The following is a 20,570-nucleotide window of genomic DNA, read 5'->3' as shown; positions in this document are numbered from 1 at the left end:
TTTCTTTCAACTTAACTGAATTTAGGTTAGTTCGTCTTTTGAATGACTTATTTAAGTACGTCCCAACCTCTTTTTTCACTAACTTTCATTCTTTAATAAGAGTTTTCATCATTACTTTCACTTGGAACAAGGATTTGACCGCTCCAATCTTTTTTTAGCAAGGTCTGAAGAATAAGCTTCGATAACTTGCTAGGTTGATATGGTTTAACTAAATACTCATTAGCACCTAATGCAAGACCTTTTTCTTTTTCATCTAAAGCTGAAGAAATAAAAATTGGGATTGATTGTAATTGATCAATTTCCTTTAATTCCTTGATTATATCCCAGCCATTGATTCCTTTTTCCTCAAGCATGATATCAAGAACGATTGCATCGGGTTGTTCCGTTTTTATTGCTTTTAATGCTGTATCTCCATCATTATATACTTTTACATGAAAATGACTTTCTTCTAGCTCTGCTTGTAACAATTGTGCGAGACTACTATCATCCTCAACAATAATTACATTTACTTTATTATTATCATTAACTTGGCTAGAGTCTTGGAAAGGATTCTGTATACCAATAACAAGTGGAAAACTTACAGTAAATGTGCTACCTTCCTTAAGTTCTGATTGCACAGAGATCTCTCCATCATGTGCTTTCATAATTTCTTTTACAATAGCCAAGCCTAATCCAGTTCCACCAATTCTTCGTCGATCTGTGTTATCGACTCGATAAAACTTAGTAAACAACTTTTCTATAGCTTCTGCAGGAATTCCAAGTCCTTCATCCTTAACTGCTATTTTCAAGTTGGGACCATCTTCGTATACATCTACATATACATTTCCACCATCAGGTGAATATTTAATAGCGTTATTTAGTAAGTTATTAAAAACTTGGCTTATTTTATCCTTATCACCTAATACCATAGTATTGTTTGTTTCTGTTGTAACATGTATGGTGTGATTTGGACTATTTATTTGATTCGTTTCAACGATAGATGTTAGAAGAGGCAAGATATCATCATATTTTTTATCATAGGTTTGCTTGCCAGCTTCCATTCGTTGTACATCTAAGAAATCGTTAATAAGAGCTGTTAGTCTCTTAGCTTCTTGATAAATAGTTGTTAAATATTTCTTCTGTCTTTCTGGTTTTAATTCTTTATTAAGCATTAGTTCTGTAAAACCAAGCACACTTGCAAGTGGTGTTCTTAATTCATGACTAACAGTACTCACAAACTCTGATTTCATTAAATCCACTTCGTATTCTTTTGTGATATCTCTGTGTACGATAACAGTACCGAACGTTTCTCCTTTTCTTGTTAAAGGCTCACAATAAATTTGGACTACTCGTTTCACAGGACTTTGTTGATGATAAATAAAAGATGATTCCGCAAATTTACCTTCAATTATGACCTTGTCAAGAAACTTCTTGAGTTCATGTTTATTTTCAACTGACATTGATAATATTTTCACCCATTTTTCGTACGTGCTTTGAATAAATGAGTCTGAATCACTTTGAATTTGAAACATATCAGATAGCTTTTCATTCATTTGGATCACAGTTCCTGTCGTATCTACAAGCTGTATTCCCTCTTTAATATTATCTAAAATATCTTGAACTAATAAACGTTCTTGTTCTGACTGTTCATAAATCTTTATCTTATCCAATGAGATCGCTATTTGTTTACTTAATGCTTCATATTCGACTATTTCTCTTTCATCAAACTGATCAGAAAATCGCGAATACATCATAATTGCTTCGACATTACCTGATGATGAAGGAATAGGCATGTACATATCATAGCAATAAGAGCTAGAAGTGTGATAGGCCATTTCTTCTACATAACAATCTCTTTTTATTGTGTACGGTTTTCTCGTTTGAACCAACCTAGTAATTAATCCAGATTCAAGCTGCCTAATAAACTGTTCTTCTCCCTGCTTTGATAAACCAAAGCTTGCATGATCATGTCCTTTATCAAGAGTAACAATGATTCCTTTATCAGCTTTCATGACTTGGCACATTGTCTCAACAATACTTGAAAGCACTTCTTTCTTATTTAAGGAATTGGAGATACCCTTAACCAAATCATTTCGAAGCTTCAGATCCAATTCACGCTTTTGTGTTAGCTCTAGTGCTTCTTCAAGCTCTGATTGCTGTGCTTGAAGTTCATCTTGCTGAGCAAGTAATTCCTCATTTTGTGCACTTAAATCCTGTTCTTTATCTTGTATACTTTTTGACATTTTCTCAAAAGCAATAGATAAGAGACCTAATTCATCTTGACGATTTGTTGTTTCAGAAAAAATGACTGTTTCTCCCTCAGCAATTTGTCCCGCAGCAAGTGTAAGATTTTTTAATGGTTTCCCAATTCTAACTAACATCATTCTAGTGTAAATAACCATTGCAATGATTAAGAGAAATAGTGCTGCTGCAAAAGCTATTTGGCTATAAAGGATATTTCTTTCAAGCTGTTGGTAGTTATCTTCTATTGCTTGTTGAAGACTGTCTGTGTATTGTTTTAAACTTGATTGATACGCTCTAATTCTGTCAGAAGCATTTTCGGTTGCAATAGCTATTACTTCAGCCTTTTTGCCATCATCAAAAAGTTGCTTAGATCGAGGCATAACATCTTCAAAATAGTAGCTATAAAACCTTTGAACTTCTTGTAAAAATAAAATATCCTCCTCATTATCTGAGTATTTTTGTAAAAGCACCATTTTATCTTCAATTTTTTCTTCTTGTTTTTTGACATTTTCATAGTAAGAATCGGCTTCATACGCAAAATGTGCTCTCATTTCTGAAATAGCTAAATTAAAGGCATAATCTAAGTCTGAAGATAAATCAAGTTTCGTTTCTAATTGCTCATTTTGCTCATGAAAATCAAGAGTTAATTTGTTTTGATGTATTAATAAAGAAATAATTAAACAACTAAATGCAATAATAATCGTAGCTGTTAATAAACTAAATTGCTTTGCTAAACTAGTTTTTAGATATTTATTCAGATTCACCTAAAATCTCCTCTATTCTTTCTACTAGCTGAATCGGACTAAATGGTTTTGACATAAAATAATTCGCTCCGGCATCCAACACTTTTTGTTGATCTGCTGTTTGACTTTTCGCACTTAACATCATAATTTTTGTTGAATTTTGATCTTTGCGAATCATTTCAATCAGTTCAAGTCCTGTGTATACCGGCATCATATAGTCTAATAAAATTAAATCATATTGGTTCTGTTTAATTAGGCTATATGCCTCTTCTCCATCAGATGCTTCATCTATTGAATATCCCTCATCTTCTAATGTATCAACAACAAGCATACGCAGAACTTCTTCATCTTCTGCAAGTAATATTTTAGCCATTACTAAACTCCTCTCCCTTAATTGTTAAAGGCTCTTTTCTGAATGATTGTTGCTAATTGCCCTTATATTGCTGTCTGCCCATTGTTCTTATAGCATAATAATTACTATTTTAATGGCTATGTTAAAGCTTAATGTTGATTTTTAGCACTTTGTTGATTGGAGTGAAAGGCATGAGACTCCTGCGGGAAAAGCGTGTCAATGGGAGACCCCACAGGCGCTTGCGCCGAGGAGGCTCCCTGACCGCCCGCGGAAAGCGAATGCCTGTAACGGAAATCAACAACAAAGTTTAACAGAGCCATTTTAATAAGTAAAGATGCCATCATGCTTGATAAAGTGCTGTTTACTTGGAGTTGTTAAAAGCAACAAAGTTTGTGAAAACAGCCTTGTTAAAAAACGCTCAGACCTCAATATAAAACATTTAGTCTGAGCGTATCGTTTTGGTTAATCTTTTTTTACTGTGGCACCTTCGTAGGCTTCCTGCAATTCATAGTAGGATTTTTTTAATCGCTCATGAGTAACTGGTATATCCCAATTTTCCCATTTATAATTTAACCAGTTACCTGTTTGTTCGGGTGCTGTTTGTAGTACTTCTTGTTTCTTGTTCGTTAAAACTACTTTCAATTTTAATAAATCAATGAGTTGCTTACTATCCAGACCTTCTTCTGACCAAATATCACCCATAATTTCTTTCTGACTAGGATCTTTAACATTTAATAATAACCAAGGTAATCGGATTTCTAATGTTCCGTCCTTAATATAGTAGTCAGAAAGGGTATTAGAATTTTCTTTTTCTGGGTTTCCAATTCCATATTGTAATTCACCTGTTTCATAATCAGAGAATGGAATCGTAACTTGACCTTCTTCTTTATTTATCGTCAGTTCTTTGTTTAAAGTTAAGTGAATTTGATGATAATTTCCGTTATTTTTCTGATTTGCATATGTTTTTTTATCGATCATTTCCAGTATGTGACCATAGTGATAATAATACGTATCATAGTAGCTATCAATTAATACTCTCGAATTATTTTCACCCTTTAACTCTACAAGAAAGTCAATTCCTTGTTCTTCTATTCCTTCAACTTCCGGAATGCTCGTTTGTCCTTGATTGCCTATTGTGTCGAGTAGAAGGTATGTGTTGTAATCTTCAGTATTCCAAAGCTTCTCATTATAATCAATCCGCACAAATAAACCTCTACTATCACTTGATAGATAAACATTTTCTATAGGATTATTTTCTGCTTTATAAATCGGTTCAGCATTTCTAGCCATCCAATCGGAATGATCTCCATCTATTTGTAGCTGAGTATCCTTTTTATCAGGATCAAAACTAAGTAAACCAAAATGCTGCTCATTTGTTTGTATATTATCCCAAAAAGGTCTTTGATCAGGATTATCATAATCCATCGTATTCCATGTTCGTTTAAACCACTCATCTTGCCATGTGAATATCATTCCACCAGCCATATCTTCTTCAACAATATCTTCAAACAATCTCACTATATACTCTCCTTGTTCCTTTTCCGAGTGATTTCCCTGATCAAGACCATATACATTCTCATGTGTCATTCCTCTGGATGCTGGAATTCCAAATTCAGCTACCAGCAATGGTATATCATGATTTTCTTTCATATCATGAAGATAACCAGCATAATTATTTTTTTCTCCACGGTGATCTACATATTGAACATATTCTTCTTCATAATTTAAGAAGTCTGGGTAGTATGGATAAATATGATACGACGCAAATAATCCTGGATAAAAGGAGGAAGTTGCTTTAATCAGATTTGGATCAACTGATACCATATCCTCTTTTTCACTTGGTTCTGCAGGATGCTCCAGTAAGTCAGTGGTTACCCAGTTAGTAAAACTCATAGGATGTTGCCAGTCATAAGTCTCTGCTTCATAAGTCGCAGTGAAATCCATCATTTCTGCAAGCCATGCTTCAAATGGTGAAGCGCCTGAAGTTGTAATATATTTACCATCATAACTTGAAATGGTTGGATTACTTTCGTTTGTACCGACTACTCCTTCAGGATCCCACTCTACTCCTATCACCCACCCTAATAAATATGGAGATAAGTCATGTTCATATTTGCCACTAGCATGACCCAATCTGGGTTCGATTGTTGCATTTCCATGGATAATATCAATTGTTCTCTGTATTTCTTCTTTAAAGTCAGTTATCACAGCGGGGTCAAATGCATTTTTCTTTTCAAGAAATGTTTCTTCATTTACCCACACACCGTGAAATAAATAGAGTGGATCCTCCCTATTTAAGTTATGTTCATACAATGCTTGATAAAAAGCAGGAGGATGAATCGTATAAACCCTTAAACCATTTGCATTCATTGCACTAATTTGATCAAACCATCGTGCATACTCTTCCTTTGTAATACCTGTTTCACCAGGAAATGTTCCTGGTTTAGCAATCCCCATATTTACACCTTTAATGAGGATGTCCTCCCAAGCACCGTCTTTATATACCTGTAGATACTTGTCATTTGTTGATCCTATTAATTTCATTCCATCTTTAACCAATACCTCAGGTTCCACATGTGCTAGCTCAGACTCAGAAGTGTTATCTTGTGTTTCAGCTAATATTTTTTTCATCATTGGTACATATGCTTTCCAAAAAAACGTATCCGTTCTACCCTTTTGTTCAAAAGAAAACATTTTTTGCCACCATGTTAAGCCTGAAATTTGATAAATACTAGGAATTTTATCATGATCAACGAAATCACCTGCAAAGTAATACGTATCATATAATCGATCTTGATGATGAATAACTGCAGGAAACTTTAGCGGTATATCATATTTAGTTAACTCTGCTTTCGCTTTGTCAGATAAAGAAAGCTCAAAAGTCGCTTGCACTTCTTCTTCATTTCTTGCTTCTACAATATCAAACCAGTAATTATACTGTATTTGCTCGTTCATATTAAATTGTTTTTGACCATTTTCAGTAAAATTAAATGTCACAAACTCACTCTTTAACTCTTTGTCAGTAAAAACAATCACCTCATCCTCTTCACTGACAAAAATTAACCCTGTTCCTGTAAAGCTATATTTCTCTCCATATTGCTTCTCATAATTATCTTTTACCCAAACTGGTACTTCCTTATTGCTAAGATCATTAAAAATACGACCCATCCAGCCTGTCCAGTCTAAATTCAATAAATGATAGAAATTCTCTCTAACCCTAGGTTCTGTAGGAGAACCAAATGTATTAAATTCTGCTATTAATGTTTGATTATTTTCAATTAAAGATGCATTTATCGCATTTACTTCTTCTTGCTTAATACCACCGTATAAAAGCTCAGAACGATCACCTTCTTCGCCTCCATCTAAATATTCATCCTTATACACACCATACCCGTCTGCGACATAAAGGACATCGTATTTCGATAAATCATCCGGGAATTCTCTAACGTTAAATTTAGGTGGCTGATCAGTTGGGACGAAGCCTACATAATCTTCTTTCACATTATATTTTTGATTATTATCTTTCTTAATTTTCAAATGATTTAATAACCAAATTAACCCATTATGTTCACGGTATGATTGATCAGGTACTGTTTTATCAATAATCAAAACATTCATATTTTCAGTCTTTTTTATTTGCCATGTCCATAATGGAGAAGTAAATAAAATAAGAAGTCCGAGAATACTAACTGCCAATAGAATCTTTTTCTTAGTCATTTGACACACCTTTCCTAACCATTTCTCCCCAGCCTTTTTTACCAAATATCATTTCAATAATCCCTTCTACTCTCCATATAACAGTTAATGGACGATACCAGAAGGTTTCTGTTAATGAAACCAAAAACAAAATGGTAAAATGTTTGACCTTTGGATATCTTTCCATACTCCATTCTTCAAGTAACACTGCTGCCATGGAGTAGATTGATCCATAAATTAAAGAAAGAAGGAGGAATATAATAGCATATTCAAAATAAATCTTTCCTGCGAAAATAGAAATAACTAAAGAAATATAACCAATTAACTCTATAAGTGGTCCGAGAAATTCAATAAAAAAGAAATATGGCATTGAAAACAATCCTATTGAACCATACTTAGGATTAAACATTAATTTTTTGTGCTTCCAGAGACTATCAAATAGTCCTTTATGCCATCTTTTTCTCTGTCTGCGAAGGAACTTTAAAGACTCTGGAGCTTCTGTCCAACAAACAGGATCAGGTACATAGACAATTTTTTTATTTTGCTTTTTTTCTTTATTCAGTCTGTGAAGTCTAACAACAAGTTCCATATCTTCTCCGACAGTATGGGCATAACCTCCAGCTTCAACTACCCATTTCTTAGAAAAAACACCAAATGCCCCCGATACAATAAGGAGCAAATTATTTTTACTTAATCCAATTCTCCCGGTTAAAAATGCACGTAAGTATTCGATTACTTGCATAACGACAATAGGTTTATTCGATAAACCTACACTTATTAAATCACCATTTTGAATATCACAGCCATTTGCAATTCTAACACTACCCCCAGAGGCAATGACCTCATCATCTGACTCAATAATTGGTTTTAAAACTTTTAAAAAAGCATTTCGTTCAATAATTGAATCACCATCTAGTGAACAAAAATAAGGATATCTTGACAAATTAATTCCCGCATTAAGCGCATCGGCTTTTCCACCATTTTCTTTATCTAACACGATTAAATTAGGATAGATTTCTGATTTATAAACAGCTTTAATTTCTTTTGTTTCTAGCTGTTTACGTATCACACGGTTTACTTTTACTAAGTTGAATTTTGATATTAGCTTTTCAAGAGTATCATCTGTTGATCCATCGTTAATAATGATAATTTCATATTCTGGGTATTCGATGCTTATTAGTGAACGAATTGTTCCGTAAATTCCAACAGATTCATTGTATGCTGGAACTAAGATGGATACTGGCTTCGTGTATTCTGATTGCAAAAGCTCTTCATAAGGTTCAAAATTATCTAGCTCATATCTTCTTCTAATTTGTAATAAAGATATGAATAACATAAATCCATAAACAATGATGATGATAAACATGTAAATGAAAACAAACCAGTTAACAAAAACGATCATTCCAGCCCAGTTAATAATAATCAACTCTTTTCTTTTCATGCCATTCTAAAGCCATATCTCTAGCAAAGTCATCTTCTGTTTCGTCAATCACTTGTTTGAGAATATCAAATCCATCCTTGAATTGAATAATAGCTTTTGCCGCTTCAGCACGCACAACATATTCTTGATCAGATAGTAACTCTATTAATTTACCTTTATAGTTTGTTAATTTCTGCGTACCTGCAACTTTTGCTGCCATCATCCTAACTTGCCAGCTTTCAAAAGAGAAAAATTCTGCTAATTGAGTTTTATCGATAGGAGCCCCCATATTTGAATATGCTTTTAGCGCTCTAATTCTCATTTCTTCCTCATTACTTTCAAGAAGTTTAGCCAATAAAGGATGATATTGTATCAATTGTTCTTTTCCAATCGTATCAATAATCATAAATTGAGTTCTTTTATCTAGATTGACAAAATCTTCAACAAGTATCTCAAAGTTATCTTCATTCATAATGGATAAAATGGTTAAAATAGAAAAATCTGATAATCCCGGATCCGATTTTTGCAGATAACTAGTCAATCTATTGTCATTAAATTTTGCAAACATCCTTAAAATTTGAGCTTTTTCAGCAATAGTAAGATTTTTCTTGTTATACAATTCATGTAAGGAACTATTAAGGTGATCCATATGGAAATCCTCTATCATATATAAAGCATTCATTCTTAAGCTCCAACGCCTTTTTTTCAGTTCCTTTTTTATATGATTTGTGAAATATTTTTTAGCATATTCACTTATTTTTTGTTTTACATCCATACTATCTAACACATTTGCATATTCACTAAGAAGCTCTAAGAAAGCAATAAACTTCTCGGAGCTTCCTACCGGACTAAGTTCATCGTCTTTTCCAGTTTGTAAAAAATGAAACATATCTAGTCGATATGTTTCCTTCAACTCATTAATTTTTTTCCTAGACTGATTATTTATATATTTCTCAATCATTAAATAAATAAACAAACTTAGTAAAATGAAAAATAACACTAATAGTAAAAGAAATAAAAATACAATGCCCACTTCAATCATTTTCACTTCATCCTTTTTATTAAATGGCCTAGCCTTGTTTCAAGTTCCATTAATTTGAAAGGCTTTGTAATATAGTCATCAGCTCCAAGTTGCAATGCTCTTGAAATATCTTGTTCACTTTTTCGGGAAGTGAGCATCATGACTGTTATACGCTCCTGATAACGAGATTCTCTAAGCTTTTGTAATACCTCTAATCCGTCCATTCTTGGCATCATACCATCTAATATGATTAAATAAGGCTCATTTTTTTGTTCATGCCAGTTTGATTCGAAAAACTCCATTCCATCTTTGAAACACTGTATGTCCAAAGTGAATCCCTCGGTATATTTACTTTTATTGATTAAATCTTCTAACATTGTACGGATAATCGGATCATCATCTATAATGCCGATGTGTATAGGCTTTTTATGATAGTGTACATTATTAACAGGCACCAGCTTTAACTGTGCTCTACCAGCAACTTTCGCTTCATATAAAGCACTATCGGCCATTTCAATATTTTTCTTCATATCTTGCTGATCTAGCTGAATTTCATGAATTCCTCCGGAAAATGTACAAGTAAATTCTTCACCCTGATTTGATGTAAAAGAGTGATTAGAAAATTCTTTCAAAACTCTATCCAACACAATCTGTGCTTCTTTTGCTTTTGTATCAGGAAGCAAGACGATAAATTCTTCGCCACCATAGCGGATGATAATATCATTAAGTCGTAAGCCATTTCTTATGATTTCAGCGAACGTCGCTAAAACCTTATCACCTACAACATGTCCATAAGAATCATTTATCTGTTTAAAATGATCTAAATCTAACATAGCCATACTAAATGTTTCATATTGCCTTTTTAAATGGCTAATCAATCGTTCATAAGTTTGGGACAAATATTTTCTGTTATATACCCTTGTTAATTCATCTATTAACATTAAATCATCTATCGCTTGCTTTCTTTCTAGCTGTCGATTAATACGAACAATAAATTCATCCATTTCTAGTGGTTTTTCTATATAATCATCTGCCCCTAACTGATAGCTTCTTACTCTCATGGCCTTTGATTTATCAACACTAATCATAATTGTTGGAATAAATTGTTGGTTCATTTGGTCTTTTAAATGCAATAAAACTTCCAAGCCATTTTTATCTTTCATATGAAGATCTATAATGACACAATCTGGATTTAGATCATAATAGGAATTAATAGCTCTTTCTGAGTCTGCCACTGCAATAACAACCCAACCGTTCATTTCTAATTGATCTTTTATATACATTAATAAAGCTGTATCATCATCAATAACTAAAATTAGCTTTTGATCTTCGATATTTTTTTGTTTTTCTATTATTTCATCTACATTTGAAAATTCTTCATAATAAAAAATTGAGATTAAGGGAAATAAAAATGCTTGTAATTCTTCTTTCGTCCACACTTTTTCTTCATTTTCTTTTATTTGATTCATCAATTTTTGTGCCATTTCTCCTGCTACTGTAAAACCAATAGTAGAAGCTGTACCTGAAATAGAGTGTAAAAAGCGGAATAACTCTTTATGTTCAATAACTTGCTGCTCATTTAACCAAGATTCAAGTTGCTTTCGTACATTTTTAACTAATGTTTGTAAGTATTTATTCATTGGTCTCTCCTACCATAAACGTATTTCATATTTCTCTTTTTTTTACCATTCGTACATTCTAATTCTTTATCACTATTATTAGCATATTTAAAGACAAATTACGACATATTTTCCTTCTACAATGTGTTTATATTAATAATGGCTCTATTCTTTAAGGCGGGTAAAGTGGAGTATATTTCAAGATTGTCGCAACTGCACCTAAAACCATTGTTCGGTTTTATTTTGTTAATATACTTTTGTCCCAGCTACATTTACTTACTCTCGATTTCCTTGCGAAAAGATGGCTATAAATTTTAATAGCTGAAGCAGTGATAATAATGCTGCTGCCACATAAGTTAAAGCAGCTGCATTCAGGACTTTTTTCACTCCATTTTCTTCTTCATTCATGATCATTCCTTCTGATACCATTAAATACCTAGCTCTACTACTTGCATTAAATTCCACAGGAAGTGTTATAAGCTGAAATACGACTACAGCAGAGAAAAAAATAATTCCTAATCCTAATAAATTTAAACTACCTAACAAAAAACCACCTATTAATAAAAACGGAGCAATTCCTGAAGTGAAATTTACAATAGGAAACATTTTGTGCCTTAACACAAGTGCTCCGTATGCTTCGCTATGCTGAATGGCGTGTCCTACTTCATGAGCTGCTACAGAAATAGCCGCAATTGAATGACTTGGATAAACAGAATCAGATAATCTAACTGCTTTCTTAATTGGGTCATAATGGTCTGTCAACGTTCCTCTGACATTCTCGACTGTTACATCCATCAATCCATTTCGGTCTAGTAATTTTCTAGCGATTTCAGCTCCTGTCATTTCTGAGGAAGCTTTTACTTTCGCGAATTTTTGAAAGTTTCCTTTCACTTTAAATTGAGCCCAAATTGATAATCCAAATGCAATAAAGATCAAAAAATCCAACGGATGAAAAAACACTGTATCACACTCCTTTTGATTTCTACTCTTAGTTATAGTTTGGTCAATATCAGAATTTCTAGCAAAGAAAACTTTTTTCTACCTCCATTTAGTGGTTTTCTGCAAGGAATACCAAGAACTGTACATACTATAGTAAGAATAAATTATTACCCTTTGAGAGTGGTGGTACATTGAAGGTAAACGACGATGAAAAAAAGTTACTAAGCGAAGCAATTGACAAAATGAATGAGGGTCTAGATTCTTTTATAGAATTTTATAATGATTCTGAAGAAGATAAAGCAATCATTGAGTTTTCAGAAGAAACAATAAAAAGTATTGAAAAAGCAATCGAGGTTTATGGAAAAGAAGAAGTAACATCTAAAATTAATACGATCGTAAAAGAAGTATTATCATTTTTACCAACCAAGAAGGATGATTCCAGTGGCAAAAACAAATAAAATAATTACCCAATGGTTGCGTTGGCCTATTCATTATCGAATTACCCTTGTTGTTCTTTTAATCATACTAACTTCAGGTGAGATTATTGCATTAGTCGAACCTAATGAATTTCCAACAACTTTTGATGGTATTTGGTGGGCTCTTGTTACAGTTTCAACTGTTGGATTTGGTGATTATGTTCCTGAAACCTACATAGGTAGAGGAGTAGCGATGATTATGATATTAGCCGGAGCAAGCTTTGTTACTGCATACTTCGCCAGTATATCTGCAGCTGCTATTAAAAAACAACATAACTATTTAGAAGGACGTGTCACATTTAAAGGTACGGATCATGTTGTCTTAATTGGATGGAATGAAAAAGCTAATGAAATGATTGATTCTCTTAGAATTGTTAAACCTTATAAGCAAATTGTATTAATCGATGATTCTTTAACTGAGTCACCATTAATTGAAAATGTTCATTTTATTCGAGGTAACCCAGCAAATGACCAAACTCTTCATAAAGCTAATATCCTTAAAGCAGATGCAGCTATTATTACCGCTGATCAACATAAAAATGAACATGATGCTGATATGCATTCAATTCTTATTCTTTTATCTTTAAAAGGAGTAAATCCTAAATTATATTGTGTAATAGAGCTTCTAACTGAGCAACAGTTTAATAATGCATCAAGAGCAGGTGCAGATGAAATCATAAAAACCTATAAATTAACTAGCCATTTTATTATGAGTAGCTATCTTGCAAAAAATGGATTATCGCAATTTTATTCAGAGTTAAATCCTGCGAGTGGAAATTTATTTCAAGTTCTACCAGTAACAAACGCATTTATTGGTAAAACATTCAAAGAAGCTAGTCATCAACTACTAGAAGATGAATCGATATTAATTGGGATAAAAAGAGGAGAGGAAACGAAAGTTAATCCGCCCCTCTCCTACGTTATTGAAAATAATGATGCATTTATTGTTTTTACTCATTAATCAACTAATTCAGCTTCAAGTTCCTTCACAAGCGCCTTCCCTAGATCAATATATTCTTCTGGGAAGGTGGCATCCTTATCCTGCGGCTCCTGGAATTGATCAAATGAAGCACTAAAATTCCCAATGTGTACATGATCATCAAGTCCTATTTGATATTTATGGGATAATAGAAATGGTCTACCGATTTTGACTGTTGTGTTATGTGAATCAAGCTGTCCATCTACAGCATCAAAAGGAACTCTTAGAAATTGATAACCCACCTCAGAATCAATCTTATAATCAAATGATCCATGGTCATAATCCCAATTTCCACCAATATCATACCCTAATGGTTTAAGTTTTTGTTCTAAGAAATATAACTGAAAGCTTTGATTTTCTATCTTTGACGGAATTTCAATCACTTAAAATACCCCCTTTTTTATAGCTTTTCCTATCATGAGAAAATGCATTCAAAAGGATTCTTCTTTGACCCGCTATTAACTAAATCAAACAGAAAGGGAGCCAACTTTGTTAATGTTGACTTCCTATAATATTATTTTTCTAAACGTTTTTCTAGCTCCGCTTTTTTCTCTTCAAATCCAGGTTTACCAAGTAAAGCAAACATGTTTACTTTGTACGCTTCTACACCTGGTTGATCAAATGGATTTACACCTAATAAGTATCCACTCATTGCACATGCTTTTTCGAAGAAGTAAGCTAAATAACCAAATGTGTAAGCATCCATAGCAGGAATTGTTACAACTAAGTTAGGCACACCGCCATCTGTATGTGCTAACATTGTTCCTTGAAATGCCTTTTTATTAACAAAATCAACTGACTTTCCAGTTAAGTAATTTAATCCGTCTAAATCATTCTCTTCTTCTTCAACAATCAATTCATGTCTAGAATTTTCAACATTTATAACTGTTTCAAAAAGATCACGACGACCTTCTTGTACATATTGACCTAATGAATGTAGATCTGTTGAGAAGTTTGCAGATGATGGATAGATACCTTTTTGGTCTTTCCCTTCACTTTCGCCAAATAGTTGCTTCCACCACTCAGAGAAGTATTGAAGACCTGGCTCGTAGTTGATAAGCATTTCAATTGTTTTCCCTTTATTGTAAAGAACATTTCGAACTGCAGCATATTGATACGCAGGATTTTCTTCTAATTCAGATTTACCGAAGTCATCACTAGCTGCTGCAGCACCGTTCATCATCGCTTGAATGTCTACACCTGTAACAGCGATTGGTAACAATCCTACTGCTGTTAATACAGAATAGCGTCCGCCAACATCATCAGGAATGATGAATGATTCATAGCCTTCTTCTGTAGCTAACGTTTTTAGTGCTCCACGTGCTTTATCTGTTGTAGCATATATACGTTGTTTCGCTTCTGATTTCCCATATTTTCCTTCAAGAATTTTACGGAAAATACGGAACGCTAATGCAGGTTCTGTTGTCGTACCAGATTTAGAAATAACATTGATCGAAAAATCTTTTCCTTCTAATAAATCTTGAAGATCTCTCATATATGTAGAGCTAATGTTGTTTCCAACAAAAATAACCTGTGGAGCTTGTCTTTGTTCTTTTGATAAGGAATTATAAAAAGAATGGTTTAACATTTCAATTGCAGCTCGTGCCCCTAAATATGATCCACCAATACCTACAACAAGAAGAACATCTGAATCAGATTTAATTTTCTCAGCACTTTTTTGAATGCGTGAGAATTCTTCCTTATCATAATCTTTCGGAAGATCTACCCAACCTAGGAAGTCACTTCCTGCACCTGTTTGTTCATGAATTGAATGGTGTGCAACTTTTACAAAGTCACGTAAGTATGTAATTTCATGCTCATTGAAAAATGATAATGCATTTGAATAATCAAAACGTACATGTGTCATTAATATTCCCTCCATTTTCATCTTGAATTTATCGCTATTATCACTTTATCTAAACTAGTCCTTTAAATCAAGCAAAGTTCATAATGTAAGCGCGTTAAACGCTATATTAATTTGTAATAGGCATTATTAAATAATATTATGACCCTTTTCAAGAGTGATAAAAAAAAAGAAGAAGCTGGAACAAAAGAAATTTAACAAAATAGAAAACGAACAATGGTTGAAAATGTTGTTATGACGCTCCTAAAATCACACCACTTTTCCGCAGGAGTCTACGTCAATTCAACCTCTAAGTATTACTTTGTTCGAATTTTTGTAAATCACTTAATTATGTCCCAGCTTCTTATTATTTAAAGTGACGCTGTTAAGATTGCTACAACATCTTCTTTTTGAAGAGCTTTAAAGTTTCCAAATGGACCATTCACCATAGCCTTGTCTGCCATTACATCTATATTTTCATCATTTATATTATAATCTTTTAATCGACTTGGAGCTCCAATACTACTCCAAAATTCGCGTAGTTTTTCGATTCCTTCTAAAGCAACTGTTTTATCGTCTTTTCCAGTTGGATCAACATGAAATACGTTTACAGCCAATTGAACAAAACGTGAGATATTCTCATTTAAATTATGCTTCATCCAATTTGGGAAGATGATAGCTAATCCACCTGCGTGAGGAATATCATAAACAGCTGAAACGGCATGCTCAATATTATGACTCGCCCAATCACCACGATAACCCATTTGTAATTGGCCATTTAAAGCGATCGTACCACAATATAAGATGGTTTCACGTAACTCATAATTTTCTAAGTCTTCTAATAGCTGTGGAGCAGTTTCTATCACCGTTCTTAATAAGGACTCACAAAAGCGATCTTGCAATGGAGTATTTTTTGTATGATGAAAATATTGCTCGAAAACATGTGTCATCATATCAACCATACCATAAACAGTCTGATCTTTAGGAACTGTAAAAGTATTAACAGGATCTAATATTGAGAATTTTGGAAATGTCAGTGGGCTACCCCAACCATATTTTTCTTTTGTTTCCCAATTAGTAATAACAGATCCAGAGTTCATTTCAGAACCCGTAGCAGCAAGAGTTAAAACTGTCCCAAAAGGTAAGGCTTCTGTTGGAATATGTTTTCTTGTCACAATGTCCCAAGCATCACCTTCATATTTAGCGCCAGCTGCAATAGCCTTTGTGCAATCAATGACACTTCCGCCACCAACCGCCAATATAAAATCTATTTTCTCTTCTTTACATAATTGAACGCCACGATGAACAGTTGATAATCTTGGATTTGGCTCAACACCAGCTAATTCAAAAAGTTGAAGATTTTTATCTTTTAAAATGTTCAAAACTTGATCATAGAGACCATTTCTTTTAATACTGCCCCCACCATAAACAATCAGAACTTTGTCACCAAACTTAGGCACCTCATTTTGCAATTGTTCCACTTGGTCTTTTCCGAAAATTAATTTTGTTGGATTAAAGTATGTAAAGTTTTCCATTAAATATCGCCTCCATTTATAGATTATGTAGATTTCAATAATAATTGTAAAGAAAAGTGCTTTTCTTTAAAAATTTTTAATGAATAGTTTTTGATATTCTTCACATCATAAAAATGTAGTTATTAACTAAGGAGGTTGTAAAATTGAGCGCAATTCAACGTATAGCACTTGTACTTACAATAATAGGGGCGATTAACTGGGGACTAATCGGATTCTTCCAATTCGACTTAGTCGCAGCTATCTTCGGCGGCCAAGAATCAGCACTATCCCGAATCATCTATGGCCTAGTTGGAATAGCAGGTCTAATCAACCTTGGCTTACTATTCAAACCATCCGAAGAAGTAGCAAGAGAACCACGCCCAGAAGCAAGGTAATAAGAAAAGCGGAAGCGCCTTGTTCAGACCCGAAAAGCATAAGGCGAATAGGAATAGAAGGTGCTCTTTACCTTCAATTCCTATTAGACTTATGACTCGAGGGTTAGGCGCTGGAGCTGGACAATTAGAAAAGCGGAAGCTGCCCGTTTATAGGCGACAAGCATAAGACAAGACGGCTGGAAGGTTGTTCTTTAACCTTCTGGACGTATTGGCTTATGACTCGAGCCTATGGCAGCTGCAGCTAGCCAATAAGAAAAGCGGAAGCTGCCCGTTTATAGGCGACAAGCATAAGACAAGACGGCTGGAAGGTTGTTCTTTAACCTTCTGGACGTATTGGCTTATGACTCGAGCCTATGGCAGCTGCAGCTAGCCAATAAGAAAAGCGGAAGCTGCCCGTTTATAGGCGACAAGCATAAGACAAGACGGCTGGAAGGTTGTTCTTTAACCTTCTGGACGTATTGGCTTAAAAGCTTAAGCTACCGCTTAGCACGAAGAGTAGAAATAAAAAAAGGTGACGCACTATGCGATCACCTTTTTTTATTTCTACATTTAATTATTTTTTTACTTCTTCACGCTTAGATTGCTCAATCCACTCTTCTAACTTATCTTTTAATGTGTTAAAACCTTGTGGAGTTTCAGTTTCAGCTTTTACTGTAGCTTGGCGCTTTTTAGGCTTTCTTGGTGCTTCTTTCTTTTCTTCTACAGGTGCTTCTTGAGTTGCACGAATTGATAAGCTGATTTTCCCTGATTTTTCATCAATAGAAAGTACTTTTACTTGTACTTCATCATTTACATTTAGGTGCTCGTTAACATCTTTAACGAAACCATGAGTAATTTCTGAAATATGAACTAATCCTTGTGTTTCTTCATCAAGTGCAACGAACGCTCCGTATGGTTGAATTCCTGTTACTTTTCCTGTATGAACACTGCCTATTTCGTAATTTGTTGTCATAATAACACTCCTAATTTTCTTATATTAAATGTCTATTTATACGCAATATAAAATTATATCACAACTTTTCATTTTTTTCAAAAATATCTTTTCACATGTAGTATAACCAAAAAAGCAACGATCAAAGTCGTTGCTTTATGGAAATGGAAGATAATCAATCCTAAGCTTTTCAAATTCACTATTACGTTTCATATTGAAGATTATTGATTCTCCATCTTCTGTCGTAAATATGTGCTGTACTAATCTGCCATTTTCCTTATATGTTGTATTGACTTTGATTACTTTATTTGACAGCTCTTGATAATCTACAGCGGATTGGTCCATCTCGCTTTTAAATCGTTCTAAACCTGGTCTTTTGGAATCCTCGCCATCGTAAGTTAAATAAAAGGCTGTTTCATAATCTTTATTTTCTAAGGCATACATATACATCCGTGCAATTGAGACTTCTATTGAGCTTTTTGTACCTAAAAAAGGCCCTTGAAGAATTTCATCATTACGTGTATTTTTATACTCCTGATAAACTGCCAGTAAAGAATCAGTCAATGGAAATAATTGCACATAATTTCCTGGAATTGTTTTTAACTCTGGTGATATTTTAGAACTAATCCTTTCTCTCATTTCTTGACCAGGAACAAACTCTTGAATTTCATCTGCATTTAAAAATTCACCTACTTGTTTTGCAGATAAGGAATGTGGATAATTCCTTACAAATTCATTCAGACTCTTTTCATCACTATATTGTATAAAATGAATGAGGTGTTTTTGATACTCCATTTTCAAGTCAGCAATTTTCTCGAAATGTGGATATGCAACGATCGTCTCCTCCAATTTCATGACACGAGTTGTTAATTGTTCTTGAGTTACACCTAACACAGATCCTTGTTCAATAACATCCCTTTTATAACGTAGGTAAGCAATAAGTTGATCACTAAGCATATCTTCGAATGTTTCTAGAATGATTTGCGGATCAATTGTTATATCAATTTGACCTTCACCTTCAGGAACAAAAATAAAACGATATCCATTTGATCTTAAAGTATCAATTAAATTTAGATATTCATCAGAACCATTCTCAACTTCTTGTTTATTTAGCTTATCCACATATGTTACTAAGTTACCTTCAGTCGGAAATTGCCTTACATTAACCCATTTTTCATTAAAATGTTCCTTGAGCAGCTCCATTTTTATTAAATAGCTAATTAGTTGTGTTTCATCTATTTTATTTTCATTTTCAGCTTTTTCTTTTAAAATGATTAATTCTTCATTTGGCATTGATACTCTCAAGGAAATAATATTTTTTACATTCTTCATATAATTTTGAAGTTCTTCTTGTGAGGAATATTCCCTTCTTTCCTCAAAGTTCTCCACTGTGTTCTTAGCTTCTTGTACGAATTTATATTGTTCAACATCTTCAAATTGTAACATCTCTTTTAATTCATCAAGATTTCTTTCATAAAAACCTCTTATTTCATTTATCGAATCTTCTATGTCCGTTTCTGTAACGGTTTGATTATCAATTGTAGGTGACTTTTCACCACTGTTCTTAGTTGATTGAGAAACTAACTGTGTACCTAAGATTCCAGCTATTAAGAGAACACCTATAAAAGAGGCTACATATGTTAGAGGACGTAATTTTCTCCGTTTTTTTGGTACCTCAGTCAGTTTTACATTATTTATAATATGTTCAACAGAAGAAACAGGCTGTATTTTTTCATATGAATTCTTTAACCGATCCATTCGTTCTTCAAATAATTTCTCATCCATGTGTATCACCTTCCTTCTTGATAACCTCTTCCATCATTTTTTTCAGTAATGTTTTACCACGCATTATTCTCGTTTTTACAGTCGATATGTTAATTGACATAATTTCAGAGATTTCTTCATATTTTTTATCATGAAAATAGTACAGAACAATTGGTATGCGATATTTTTCATCCAATCTTTGTATGGATATGTGTAATACTCGATCTTCTTCATTTCTGATGATCTTTGACTCTATTTCAGGATAATCTTCATTGCGAAAATCCTGTTGTATTTTAAACACCTTACGAATGTTTGATTGTCTTTTTCTAGCAAAGTCTCTTGTGACATTAAGTGTTATTTTATATAACCATGTTGAAAATTTTGCTTTCGTAAATTGATCAAGAAATCGATACACACGAATAAACACTTCTTGCGTAATATCCTCAATTTCTTCCTGTCTATTTCCTAGCTGATAAGCAAATTTTTCAACAATTGGATAATGAAGTTCTACTAATTGTTGAAAGGCATTTATATTTCCCTGCTTGGCTTTTTTTATTATGTCTTCTTCACTCATGTTAGCTACCCTCCTCTTTCATCTAATATAACGGACAATTACTGTGGTTTGTTTCACCACTTAGTGATATTAAATAAAATA

General features: G+C 33.4%; 16 protein-coding genes. 3 read left to right on the top strand and 13 right to left on the bottom strand.

Annotated features, from left to right (window positions below; translation table 11 throughout):
* Positions 1-92: 92 nt before the first annotated feature.
* The 7 genes from LC076_RS12935 to LC076_RS12905 all read right to left on the bottom strand — a co-directional run bounded on the left by LC076_RS12935 (position 93) and on the right by LC076_RS12905 (position 12,034).
* Entirely contained in the window at positions 93-2,987 is a 2,895-nt protein-coding gene (locus LC076_RS12935; RefSeq protein ID WP_226669514.1) for an ATP-binding protein, read from the bottom strand.
* On the bottom strand, positions 2,974-3,339 hold the full coding sequence (locus LC076_RS12930; protein ID WP_226669513.1) for a response regulator transcription factor: 366 nt from the start codon (positions 3,337-3,339) through the stop codon (positions 2,974-2,976). Before LC076_RS12930 ends, LC076_RS12935 begins: the two co-directional genes overlap by 14 nt.
* Positions 3,340-3,780: 441 nt before the next feature.
* Positions 3,781-7,035: a hypothetical protein gene (locus LC076_RS12925; protein WP_226669512.1), complete on the bottom strand. Its 3,255-nt coding sequence runs from the start codon at positions 7,033-7,035 to the stop codon at positions 3,781-3,783.
* A complete protein-coding gene (locus LC076_RS12920) occupies positions 7,028-8,416 on the bottom strand; it encodes a glycosyltransferase family 2 protein (RefSeq protein WP_226669590.1) in 1,389 nt (462 codons plus the stop codon). Before LC076_RS12920 ends, LC076_RS12925 begins: the two co-directional genes overlap by 8 nt.
* A gap of 10 nt (positions 8,417-8,426) precedes the next feature.
* Positions 8,427-9,476 (bottom strand): HEAT repeat domain-containing protein, encoded by a 1,050-nt coding sequence (locus tag LC076_RS12915; RefSeq protein ID WP_226669511.1) that lies wholly within the window; start codon positions 9,474-9,476, stop codon positions 8,427-8,429.
* 2 nt (positions 9,477-9,478) lie between these two features.
* Positions 9,479-11,095, bottom strand: coding sequence for a diguanylate cyclase (locus LC076_RS12910; protein WP_226669510.1), 1,617 nt, complete (start codon positions 11,093-11,095; stop codon positions 9,479-9,481).
* A 255-nt stretch (positions 11,096-11,350) separates the two neighbouring features.
* Entirely contained in the window at positions 11,351-12,034 is a 684-nt protein-coding gene (locus tag LC076_RS12905) for a zinc metallopeptidase (protein WP_226669509.1), read from the bottom strand.
* Between the two features lie 170 nt (positions 12,035-12,204).
* Here LC076_RS12905 and LC076_RS12900 point away from each other — a divergent pair, with 170 nt between their 5' ends.
* Both LC076_RS12900 and LC076_RS12895 read left to right on the top strand, forming a co-directional pair.
* Complete coding sequence (locus LC076_RS12900) at positions 12,205-12,471, top strand: atypical membrane-integrating protein (Mistic protein) (protein ID WP_226669508.1); 267 nt, start codon at positions 12,205-12,207, stop codon at positions 12,469-12,471.
* A complete protein-coding gene (locus tag LC076_RS12895) occupies positions 12,455-13,450 on the top strand; it encodes a potassium channel family protein (protein WP_226669507.1) in 996 nt (331 codons plus the stop codon). Before LC076_RS12900 ends, LC076_RS12895 begins: the two co-directional genes overlap by 17 nt.
* On the opposite strand, the gene LC076_RS12890 is transcribed toward LC076_RS12895, so the two are convergent.
* From LC076_RS12890 to LC076_RS12880, 3 genes are all read right to left on the bottom strand, one after another.
* A complete protein-coding gene (locus tag LC076_RS12890; protein ID WP_226669506.1) occupies positions 13,447-13,851 on the bottom strand; it encodes a YugN-like family protein in 405 nt (134 codons plus the stop codon). The two genes, LC076_RS12895 and LC076_RS12890, sit on opposite strands and share 4 nt — an antisense overlap.
* Before the next feature lie 131 nt (positions 13,852-13,982).
* The gene (locus LC076_RS12885) at positions 13,983-15,335 is read right to left on the bottom strand and encodes a glucose-6-phosphate isomerase (RefSeq protein WP_226669505.1); all 1,353 of its coding nucleotides are present in this window, start codon (positions 15,333-15,335) and stop codon (positions 13,983-13,985) included.
* A 347-nt stretch (positions 15,336-15,682) separates the two neighbouring features.
* On the bottom strand, positions 15,683-16,846 hold the full coding sequence (locus LC076_RS12880) for an iron-containing alcohol dehydrogenase (RefSeq protein ID WP_226669504.1): 1,164 nt from the start codon (positions 16,844-16,846) through the stop codon (positions 15,683-15,685).
* Between the two features lie 143 nt (positions 16,847-16,989).
* Between LC076_RS12880 and LC076_RS12875 the strand changes: the two genes are divergently transcribed.
* Positions 16,990-17,220 (top strand): DUF378 domain-containing protein, encoded by a 231-nt coding sequence (locus tag LC076_RS12875; RefSeq protein ID WP_146948199.1) that lies wholly within the window; start codon positions 16,990-16,992, stop codon positions 17,218-17,220.
* Between the two features lie 553 nt (positions 17,221-17,773).
* Here the strand turns inward: LC076_RS12875 and yugI are convergent.
* The 3 genes from yugI to LC076_RS12860 form a co-directional block, all read right to left on the bottom strand.
* The gene (gene yugI / locus LC076_RS12870; RefSeq protein WP_226669503.1) at positions 17,774-18,172 is read right to left on the bottom strand and encodes a S1 domain-containing post-transcriptional regulator GSP13; all 399 of its coding nucleotides are present in this window, start codon (positions 18,170-18,172) and stop codon (positions 17,774-17,776) included.
* A 135-nt stretch (positions 18,173-18,307) separates the two neighbouring features.
* Entirely contained in the window at positions 18,308-19,936 is a 1,629-nt protein-coding gene (locus tag LC076_RS12865) for a hypothetical protein (RefSeq protein ID WP_226669502.1), read from the bottom strand.
* The gene (locus tag LC076_RS12860) at positions 19,929-20,489 is read right to left on the bottom strand and encodes an RNA polymerase sigma factor (RefSeq protein WP_226669501.1); all 561 of its coding nucleotides are present in this window, start codon (positions 20,487-20,489) and stop codon (positions 19,929-19,931) included. Before LC076_RS12860 ends, LC076_RS12865 begins: the two co-directional genes overlap by 8 nt.
* Between the last annotated feature and the right edge of the window lie 81 nt (positions 20,490-20,570).

This window comes from Metabacillus litoralis (assembly GCF_020524045.1).
Taxonomy (GTDB): domain Bacteria; phylum Bacillota; class Bacilli; order Bacillales; family Bacillaceae; genus Metabacillus; species Metabacillus litoralis_C.
This window is presented reverse-complemented; position numbering and strand designations above follow the sequence as displayed.